Origin of the sequence: Burkholderia stagnalis (genome assembly GCF_902830275.1) — a bacterium.
In the GTDB taxonomy this organism is placed as follows: domain Bacteria; phylum Pseudomonadota; class Gammaproteobacteria; order Burkholderiales; family Burkholderiaceae; genus Burkholderia; species Burkholderia stagnalis.
In genome coordinates this window covers 116619-126193 of record NZ_CADESW010000023.1, presented here as the reverse complement: position 1 = coordinate 126193, position 9575 = coordinate 116619, and the positions used below count along the sequence as shown (strand labels likewise).

The window sequence follows — 9575 nt, the reverse complement described above, 5'->3', positions numbered from 1 at the left end:
GTCAGCGTATTTCATAGGGGCCCGCAGCGGCAGTACCGGCTGCAACAAGGCCGGATATAGAGCTGCTGCCCATCCTGTCTGTCGTAACACACGAGAACTGTTGCAAACGGGACGCGTTCATATAGAACCCATGGATCTCGATTTCACGCCCGAAGAAGAAGCGTTTCGCGCCGACGTGCAGCGCTTCCTGAAAGACCGGCTGCCCGAGCGCATCTCGCGCAAGGTGAAGGGGGGCCTGCACCTGACGCGCGACGACATGCGCGAATGGCACGCGATCCTCAATGCGCGCGGCTGGCTCGCGAACCACTGGCCGCGCGAGTACGGCGGCCCCGGCTGGAGCGTCGCGCAGAAGTTCCTGTTCGATCACGAATGCGCGCTCGCCGGCGCGCCGCGCATCGTGCCGTTCGGCGTGAGCATGCTCGGCCCCGTGTTGATCAAGTACGGCAGCGACGCGCAAAAGCGCCACTGGCTGCCGCGCATCCTCGACGGCACCGACTGGTGGTGCCAGGGCTACTCGGAGCCGGGCGCCGGCTCCGATCTCGCGGCGGTGAAGACGAGCGCCGTGCGGGGCATCGACGCGCAGGGCGAACACTACATCGTCAACGGCCAGAAGACGTGGACCACGCTCGGCCACTACGCGAACATGATCTTCTGCCTCGTGCGCACCGCGACCGACGTGCGCAAGCAGGAGGGCATCAGCTTCCTGCTGATCGACATGAACACGCCCGGCGTCGAGGTGCGCCCGATCGTCACGCTCGACGGCGAGCACGAGGTGAACGAAGTGTTCTTCACCGACGTGCGCGTGCCGGCCGCGAACCTCGTCGGCGAGGAGAACCGCGGCTGGACCTACGCGAAATACCTGCTCACCTACGAGCGCACCAACATCGCGGGCGTCGGCTTCTCGACGGCCGCGCTCGACCGGCTGCGCGCGGTCGCCGCGAAGGTGAGGAAAAACGGCCGGCCGCTCGCCGACGATCCGTATTTCGCGGCGCGTGTCGCCCGCGTCGAGATCGAGCTCGAGAACATGACGACGACCAACCTGCGCGTGCTCGCCGCGGTCGCGGGCGGCGGCGCACCGGGCGCGGAAAGCTCGATGCTGAAGATCCGCGGCACGCAGATCCGCCAGGAAATCACGTCGCTGATGCGGCGCGCGATGGGGCCGTACGCGCAGCCGTTCGTCGAGGAGGCGCTCGATGCCGACTACGACGGCGAACCGGTCGGGCCGGAAGAGGCCGCGAGCGCCGCGCTGCAGTACTTCAACAACCGCAAGCTGTCGATCTTCGGCGGCTCGAACGAAATCCAGAAGAACATCATCGCGAAGATGATGCTCGGCTTGTAAGGAACGCTCATGGACTTTCGACATACCGAAGACCGCCGGATGCTGGCGGACACGCTGAACCGCTTCATCGCCGAGCAGTACGCGTTCCCGGTGCGCGACCGCATCGCGCAATCGGCGCAGGGCTTCGACCGGACGATGTGGGAACGCTTCGCCGAACTCGGCGCGATCGGCGTGCTGTTCGACGAAGCCGACGGCGGCTTCGGCGGCGCGGGCTTCGACATCGCGGTCGTGTTCGAATGCCTCGGGCGCGGGCTCGTCGTCGAGCCGTTCCTCGGCGCGCTGCTCGCGGGCCGCGCGCTCGCGCTCGCCGGCGGCGACGCGCAGCGCGAGCGGCTCGCCGCGCTGATCGCCGGCAGCGCGAGCGCCGCGTTCGCGCACGACGAGCCGGGCTCGCACTACGAGCTGACCACCGTGCGCACGCGTGCGGAAAAGAGCGGCGACGGCTGGGTGCTGAGCGGTGCGAAGGGCGTGGTCGACCAGGGCGCGCAAGCCGCGTTCTTCGTCGTATCCGCGCGCACCGCGGGGAACGACGACGATGCGCACGGCATCCGCCTGTTCGTCGTGCCGGCCGATGCGCACGGCGTGTCGCTGCGCGATTACCGGAAGATCGACGGCGGCCGTGCGGCGGAGGTGCGCTTCGAGCGCGTCGCGCTGCCGGCCGACGCGGCGCTCGGCGATCCGCACGACGGCGCGGCGCTGCTCGAACGCGTGCTCGGCTACGGGCTGCTCGCGCTGTCGGCGGAGGCGCTCGGCGCGATGGACGTCGCGAAGGAGTACACGCTCGAGTACCTGCGCACCCGCAAGCAGTTCGGCATGCCGATCGGCAGCTTCCAGGCGCTGCAGCACCGGATGGCCGACCTGCTGCTCGAAGTCGAGCAGGCGCGCTCGGCGGTGATCAACGCGGCCGCGCAGCTCGATGCGCCGCGTGCCGCGCGCGAGCGCGCGCTGGCCGCGGCCAAGGTCAGCATCGGCCGGATCGGCACGCTCGTTGCCGAGGAGAGCATCCAGCTGCATGGCGGGATCGGCATGACGTGGGAGCTGCCGCTGTCGCACTACGCGAAGCGCCTCGTGATGATCGATCACCAGCTCGGCGACGAGGACCACCATCTCGCGCGTTATATCGCGCTGTCGAGACCGCAGTCGAAACAATAAGCAGGCAGAAGAGGGAGGAGACGACGATGGACAACGCGACGCAACCCGCGCTGCCGCTCGCCGGCGTCAAGGTGCTCGATTTCTCGCGCGTGCTGGCCGGGCCGTGGAGCGCGATGGTGCTGGCCGATTTCGGCGCGGAAGTGATCAAGGTCGAGCATCCGGCGCGCGGCGACGATACGCGCGACTGGGGCCTGCGCATCGGCGACACCGAGACGACCTACTTCAACAGCGTGAACCGCAGCAAGCGGTCGATCTGCCTCGACCTGCAGACGGCGGAAGGCCAACGTCTCGCGCGCGAGCTGGCCGCGCAGGCCGACGTGCTGATCCACAACTTCAAGTTCGGCGGCGCGGAGAAGCTCGGCCTCGGCTACGACGCGCTGGCCGAACTGAACCCGCGCCTCGTGCATTGCGCGATTTCGGGCTACGACCGTTCGGGCCCGGAAGCGGGCCGCCCCGGCTACGACCTCGTCGTGCAGGGCGAGGCGGGGCTGATGGCGCTGAACGGCGAGGAAAACCAGCCGCCGCTGAAGTTCGGCGTCGCGGCGGTCGACCTGTTCACCGGGATGTATTCGGCGCAGGCGATCCTCGCGGCGTTGTACGAGCGGCACGCGACGGGCCGCGGCCGGCGCATCGAGATGGCGCTGTTCGACTGCGGGCTGATGATCACCGCGTACTACGGGCTCGACGCGCTACTGATGGAGCAGGACCCGCCGCGCTACGGCAACGCGCATCCGTCGATCGTGCCGTACGGCGTGTTCGACGCGGCCGACGGCCCGCTCGTGATCACGGTCGGCACCAACCCGCAGTTCGCGCGCTTCTGCGACGTGATCGGGCGGCCCGATCTCGCGGCCGACCCGCGTTACTCGACCAACCTCGGCCGCTCGCAGAACCGGGCCGAGCTGCTGCCCGAGATTCGCCGCGAGCTCGCGAGCCGCACGCGCGCGACCTTGCTGGCCGGGCTCGCCGGCGCCGGCATTCCGTGCGGCGAAGTGCTCGGCCTGCACGAGGCGCTGACGTCCGAGCGCGCACGCCGCGCGGGGCTCGTCACGCGCCAGCCGCATCCGGTCGCGGGCGGCGTCGACGTGCTCGCGCCGCCGTACCGCTTCGACGGCGCGCGGCTGCCGGTGCGCGGCGCGCCGCCCGGGCTCGGCGCGGATACGGCCGAGGTGCTCGGCGGCTGGCTCGGGCTGTCGGCGGGCGACGTCGCGCGGCTGCGCGCGGATCACGTGGTCTGAATCGAAGGTGACGCCGCGGCGCGGGCGGGCAGGATCGCGCGCCGGACCATTACACGATACCCGTCGCAGGACGACGCCGTGCATTGCATGGGACCGGAGCAAGCGCTCAAGCGCCAACTCCGGTCGACAAAGGAGACACCATGGAGCTTTCCGTCATCGAATCGGTCACGGCGCGCCGCGACTACCAGCAGCTCGTGCGCGCGCGGCGCCGCTTCAGCTTCGTGCTGACGGCGCTGATGATCGCCACGTATTACGGCTTCATCCTGCTCGTCGCGCTCGCGCCGCGCGTGCTCGCGGCGCCGCTGTACCGGGGCGCGACGATCACCGCCGGCGTCGCCGCGGGTGTCGCGATCATCCTGGTCGCGATCGCCCTGACCGCGTGCTACGTGCTGCGCGCGAACCGTGCGTTCGACCGGGCGGTCGACGCGATCCTCGAACGTGCGTGACGGAGGCCGCGATGCATCGTTCGTTATCCTCGCTTTGCGCCGCCTGCACGGCGCTCGTTCCCGCCGCCGCGCACGCGGTGTCCGTCGCCGGGCCGATGCCCGACAAGGTCGAACTGAACCCCGTCGCGATCGGCATGTTCTTCGCGTTCGTGTTCGCGACGCTCGCGCTCACCCGCTGGGCCGCGCGCCGCACGCGCTCCACGCGCGACTTCTACACGGCGGGCGGCGGCATCACCGGCCTGCAGAACGGCCTCGCGATCGCCGGCGACTACATGTCGGCCGCGTCGTTCCTCGGCCTGTCCGGCATGGTGTTCATGTTCGGCTTCGACGGGCTCATCTACTCGATCGGCTTCCTCGTCGGCTGGCCGTTCGTAATGTTCCTGATCGCCGAGCCGCTGCGCAACCTCGGCCGGTTCACGTTCGTCGACGTGGTCGCATACCGCTTCGCGCAGCGGCCGATCCGGCTGCTGACGTCGGCCAACTCGCTGACGATCGTCGTGCTGTACCTCGTCGTGCAGATGGTCGGCGCGGGCAAGCTGATCCAGCTGCTGTTCGGGCTGTCGTACGGCACGGCCGAGCTGATCGTCGGCGTGCTGATGGTGGTGTATGTGTTCTTCGGCGGGATGACGGCGACCACCTGGGTGCAGGTGATCAAGGCCGTGCTGCTGCTGTGCGGCGCGACGCTGCTCGCGTGGCTCGCGCTCGGCGAATTCGGCTTCAGCATCGACGCGATGTTCCGCCGCGCGGTGGCCGTGCATCCGGGCGCGCTCGGCATCATGGCGCCCGGCAAGCTGATCCGCGATCCGGCCAACGCGCTGTCGCTCGGCATTGCGCTGATGTTCGGCACCGCCGGCTTCCCGCACATCCTGATGCGCTTCTTCACGGTGCCGAACGCGAAGGAGGCGCGCAAGTCGGTGCTCTACGCGACCGGCTTCATCGGCTATTTCTACCTGCTGACGTTCGTGATCGGCTTCTCGGCGATCGTGCTGCTTGCGCAGCATCCGGAGTTCTTCAAGCTCGGCGCGAACGGCACGTTCAACCTCACGCGCGACCTGCTCGGCGGCTCGAACATGGTCGCGGTGAAGCTCGCGCAGGCGGTCGGCGGCAACTGGTTCTACGGCTTCATCGCGGCCGTCACGTTCGCGACGATCCTCGCGGTGGTCGCGGGCCTCACGCTCGCCGGCGCGACGACGATCTCGCACGACCTGTACGCGCAGATGTGGGCGCGCGGCAAGCCGGACGAGCGGCTGGAAATGCGCATCTCGCGCGCGGCGACGATCGCGCTGTCCGCGGTCGCGATCGGGCTGTCGATCCTGTTCGAGCACGTGAACGTCGCGTTCATGGTCGGCCTCGTCGCGGCGGTCGCGGCGAGCGCGAATTTCCCGGTGCTCGCGATGTCGATCTTCTGGCGCGGAATGACGACGCGCGGCGCGGTGCTGGGCGGCGGCCTCGGCCTCGCGTCGGCGGTCGCGCTCACGGTGCTGTCGAAATCGGTGTGGGTCGACGTGCTGCATCACGCGCACGCGCCGGTGTTCCTCGACAACCCGGCGCTCGTGTCGGTGCCGCTCGCGTTCGCGGGCATCGTCGTCGGCTCGCTGGCCGACCGCGGCGAGCGCGCGCGCCGCGAGCGCGACGCGTTCGCGCGGCAGGAGTTCTACGCGCAGACGGGCGTGCTGGCCGGCCCGGCCGCGCACCACTGAATCGTCAGATGAATGGCCGCATCCGTCCGGATTGCCGGACGGATGCATTCCGGATTTCCGGAAACCCGGATTTCCTTGCCTGCCGCATTGTGGGAAATACAATGAAAACAACGGCCTGAATGCTTTCACGCGGCTGGCATCGACCTTGCAATACAAAAGGCACGGCCACCCCCGGCCGAACTACTACAGCAAGCAAGGAGACAACCGATGACCAACGCCTTCTTCCTCCCCCGGATGTCTTGAGGCATCGCTTGTTGCGGCACGGCAGCCGCGCGGGCGTTTGACTCAGGGGGCATTGCCTCCTTCCTCGTCGCCTTCCCGCGCGCGTGACGCCGCCTTATCGGCTCATCTACCCTTCATCAGGAATCATCGTGAAGAAGAAACCCTTCTACAAAGTGCTTTATGTGCAGGTGATCTTCGCCATCATCGTCGGCGTGATCCTCGGTCATTACTATCCGTCGCTCGCCACCGAGATGAAACCGCTCGGCGACGGCTTCATCAAGCTGATCAAGATGGTGATCGGGCCGATCATCTTCTGTACGGTCGTGACCGGCATCGCCGGCATGGAGGACATGAAGAAGGTCGGGCGCGTGGGCGGCAAGGCGCTGCTGTACTTCGAGGTCGTGTCGACCTTCGCGCTGCTGCTGGGCCTCGCGGCGACGCACATCCTGCGTCCGGGCGTCGGCTTCAACATCGATCCGGCGACGCTGAACGGCAAGGAAGTCGCGTCGTACGCGGCGAAGGCGCACGGCCAGTCGACGGTCGACTTCCTGATGCACATCATCCCGAACACGATGGTCGACGCGTTCGCGCAGGGCGAGATCCTGCAGATCCTGCTGATCGCGCTGCTGTTCGGCAGCGTGCTCGCGCACCTCGGCGAGCGCGGCCGCGTGGTCACGGATTTCATCGACGGCATCACGCGCGTGCTGTTCGGCATCGTGCACATCGTCACGAAGCTCGCGCCGATCGGCGCGTTCGGCGCGATGGCGTTCACCATCGGCAAGTACGGCGTCGGCTCGCTGGTGCCGCTGCTCAAGCTGATCGGCACGTTCTACCTGACCTCGGTCGTGTTCGTGCTGGTCGTGCTCGGCGCGATCGCGCGCTTCACCGGCTTCTCGATCATCCGCTTCATCGGCTACATCAAGGAAGAGCTGCTGATCGTGCTCGGCACGAGCTCGTCGGAAGCCGCGCTGCCGCAGCTGATGGAAAAGCTCGAGAAGGCGGGCTGCTCGCGCTCGGTGGTCGGCCTCGTGGTGCCGACCGGCTACTCGTTCAACCTCGACGGCACCAACATCTACATGACGATGGCCGTGCTGTTCATCGCGCAGGCGACCAACATCGAACTGACCTGGATGCAGCAGCTCACGCTGCTCGCGGTCGCGATGCTGACGTCGAAGGGCGCAAGCGGCGTGACCGGCGCGGGCTTCATCACGCTGGCCGCGACGCTCGCCGTCGTGCCGACCATCCCGCTGTCGGGCATGGTGCTGATCCTCGGCATCGACCGCTTCATGAGCGAGTGCCGCGCGCTGACCAACATCGTCGGCAACGGCGTGGCGACGGTCGTCGTGTCCGCGTGGGAGAAGGAGCTCGACCGCAACAAGCTGCGCCAGGCGCTGAAGGGCGGCGGCGAAGTCGCCGCGACCGAGACGGCCGGCGTCTGACGCCATGAAGGAGCAGGGGGCGCCGCCCGCGGGCGGCGCGCCGCGCGGCAGCGGCGGCGGTGCGGGCGGCTATGACACAATAGGCGATCCGCATCGTCAGGAAGCCGTCATCGTGAAGCGCCGCCTGCTGGTTCTCGTCGCGCTCGCCGTCGCGCTCGTCGCGGCGTGCACGCTGACGTGGACCTTCACCTGGCAGCGCGGGATCGACGAACTGCAGCGCAATGCCGCGGTGCGCGTCGATCGCACCACCAATGCGCTGAAAAGCACCCTCGACCGCTACGAGTCGCTGCCGTACCTGCTCGGCAGCCACCCGCTCGTGCAGGACCTGCTCGCCGAGCCGAAGCGCGCCGACTACGCGGCGCGCGCGAACCGCTATCTCGAAGACCTCAACCAGCACGCGCACGCGACCGTCACCTATCTCGTCGGCGCGGACGGCCTGTGCGTCGCCGCGAGCAACTGGCGCGCGCCCGACAGCTTCATCGGAATCGAATACCGGTTCCGCCCGTATTTCATCGACGCGATGAACGGCCGCGTCGGCCGCTTCTTCGGCATCGGCACGATCTCGCGCGACCCCGGCTACTACATCTCGCAGCCGGTGTGGCGCGACGGCCGGATCGTCGGCGTCGTCGTCGTGAAGCTCAATCTCGAATGGTTCCAGGGCGCCGACGCGTCCGAGCCGCTCGTCGTCGCGGACGAGCACGGCGTCGTGTTCCTGTCGTCGGTGCCGGCGTGGAAGTACCACACGCTGAAGCCGCTGCCGGGCCCCGTCGACGCGTCGATCTACGAAACCCGCCAGTACGCGCAGCAGCCGGTCACGCCGCTGCCGCTGCGGGTCGAGCGCGCGCTCGGCGCGGATGCGCAGATCGTGCGCCTCGGGCCCGGCCGCCGCGCGCCGCGCTACCTCGCGACGCAGCGCCGCATTGGCGAGCCCGACTGGCAGCTCGTCACGCTCGCGCCGATCGCGCCTGTCGACGCCGACGCGCGCAACGCGACGATCGTCACCGGTTTCGGCTTCGTGTCGATCGCGCTGCTCGCGTTCTACTGGCGCATGCGCCGCGCGCGCGTGCGCGAGATGATGCGCGGCCGCGCGCTGCTGCAGCAGGCGTACGCGGAGCTGAACCGGCGCGTCGAGGAGCGCACGGCCGACCTGTCGCAGGCGAACGGGCAGCTGCAGAAGGAGGTCGGCGACCGGATCCGCGCCGAACAGGAGCTGCGCGCCGCGCACGACGAGCTGATCCAGGCGAGCAAGCTGGCCGCGCTAGGCCAGATGGCGGCCGGCATCACGCACGAGCTGAACCAGCCGCTCGCCGCGCTGCGCAGCTTCTCCGACAACACGCGCGTGCTGCTCGACCGCGGCGAGCAGGCGGCCGCGCGCGAGAACCTCGAGGCGATCGCCGCGCTCACCGAGCGGATGGGCAAGATCACCAACCAGCTGAAGCTGTTCGTCGGCCGCGCGCGGCCGCGCAACGAGCAGGCGCTCGTCGTGCGCGCGCTGCGCAGCGTGCTCGCGCTGCTCGGCGAGCGGCTGCGCGGCGTCGAGCTGGTGCTGACGCTGCGCGACGGCGACGGCGAGCCGTCGCGCGCCGCGCCGCTCGATCTCGCGAACGACCATCCGGAACTCGTCGCGCGCTGCGAGGACCTGCGTCTCGAACAGGTGCTGATCAACCTGCTCGGCAACGCGCTCGACGCGGTTGCGTCATCCGCCGCGCCGCGCGCGGCGGCCCCGCGCATCGAGGTCGCGATCGACGCGTCGGCCGCGACGCTCGCGATCCGGGTGCGCGACAATGGCCCGGGCATCCCGCCCGACCTGCTGCCGCGGCTGTTCGAGCCGTTCTTCACGACCAAGGAAATGGGGCGCGGGCTGGGCCTCGGGCTCGCGATCTCGTCGTCGATCGCGAGCGACGCGGGCGGCTCGCTGACCGCGCGCAACGCGCCGGGCGGCGGCGCGCTGTTCGTCTTGACGTTGCGCCGCGCGCGCACGCATCATCCGGACTCCGTGTCCGAGCAGGCGGGCTCGCGCTGAGCGCGCCCGTTGCGCGCGC

The 9575-nt window shown here is 69.2% G+C and carries 7 protein-coding genes; all 7 read left to right on the top strand.

Annotation, left to right across the window (positions count from 1 at the left end; genetic code table 11):
* Positions 1 to 130 precede the first annotated feature (130 nt).
* A complete protein-coding gene (locus tag HWY45_RS30300; RefSeq protein WP_059885259.1) occupies positions 131 to 1339 on the top strand; it encodes an acyl-CoA dehydrogenase family protein in 1209 nt (402 codons plus the stop codon).
* A gap of 9 nt (positions 1340 to 1348) precedes the next feature.
* Positions 1349 to 2491, top strand: coding sequence for an acyl-CoA dehydrogenase family protein (locus HWY45_RS30295; RefSeq protein WP_059885262.1), 1143 nt, complete (start codon positions 1349 to 1351; stop codon positions 2489 to 2491).
* Between the two features lie 26 nt (positions 2492 to 2517).
* Positions 2518 to 3726, top strand: coding sequence for a CaiB/BaiF CoA transferase family protein (locus HWY45_RS30290; RefSeq protein ID WP_059885264.1), 1209 nt, complete (start codon positions 2518 to 2520; stop codon positions 3724 to 3726).
* Between the two features lie 140 nt (positions 3727 to 3866).
* Positions 3867 to 4172, top strand: coding sequence for a DUF485 domain-containing protein (locus HWY45_RS30285; RefSeq protein WP_059566486.1), 306 nt, complete (start codon positions 3867 to 3869; stop codon positions 4170 to 4172).
* 11 nt (positions 4173 to 4183) lie between these two features.
* Positions 4184 to 5872, top strand: a complete 1689-nt coding sequence (locus tag HWY45_RS30280; protein WP_059885358.1) for a cation acetate symporter — start codon at positions 4184 to 4186, stop codon at positions 5870 to 5872.
* A 371-nt stretch (positions 5873 to 6243) separates the two neighbouring features.
* Complete coding sequence (locus tag HWY45_RS30275) at positions 6244 to 7533, top strand: dicarboxylate/amino acid:cation symporter (protein ID WP_059566487.1); 1290 nt, start codon at positions 6244 to 6246, stop codon at positions 7531 to 7533.
* A gap of 4 nt (positions 7534 to 7537) precedes the next feature.
* Positions 7538 to 9556 (top strand): sensor histidine kinase, encoded by a 2019-nt coding sequence (locus HWY45_RS30270; RefSeq protein ID WP_059885267.1) that lies wholly within the window; start codon positions 7538 to 7540, stop codon positions 9554 to 9556.
* Positions 9557 to 9575 lie beyond the last annotated feature (19 nt).

Coding starts and splice junctions, on each gene's coding strand:
- HWY45_RS30300 (WP_059885259.1), top strand. CDS start 131: ATGGATCTCGATTTCACGCCCGAAGAAGAAGCGTTTCGCGCCGACGTG.
- HWY45_RS30290 (WP_059885264.1), top strand. CDS start 2,518: ATGGACAACGCGACGCAACCCGCGCTGCCGCTCGCCGGCGTCAAGGTG.
- HWY45_RS30280 (WP_059885358.1), top strand. CDS start 4,184: ATGCATCGTTCGTTATCCTCGCTTTGCGCCGCCTGCACGGCGCTCGTT.
- HWY45_RS30295 (WP_059885262.1), top strand. CDS start 1,349: ATGGACTTTCGACATACCGAAGACCGCCGGATGCTGGCGGACACGCTG.
- HWY45_RS30285 (WP_059566486.1), top strand. CDS start 3,867: ATGGAGCTTTCCGTCATCGAATCGGTCACGGCGCGCCGCGACTACCAG.
- HWY45_RS30270 (WP_059885267.1), top strand. CDS start 7,538: ATGAAGGAGCAGGGGGCGCCGCCCGCGGGCGGCGCGCCGCGCGGCAGC.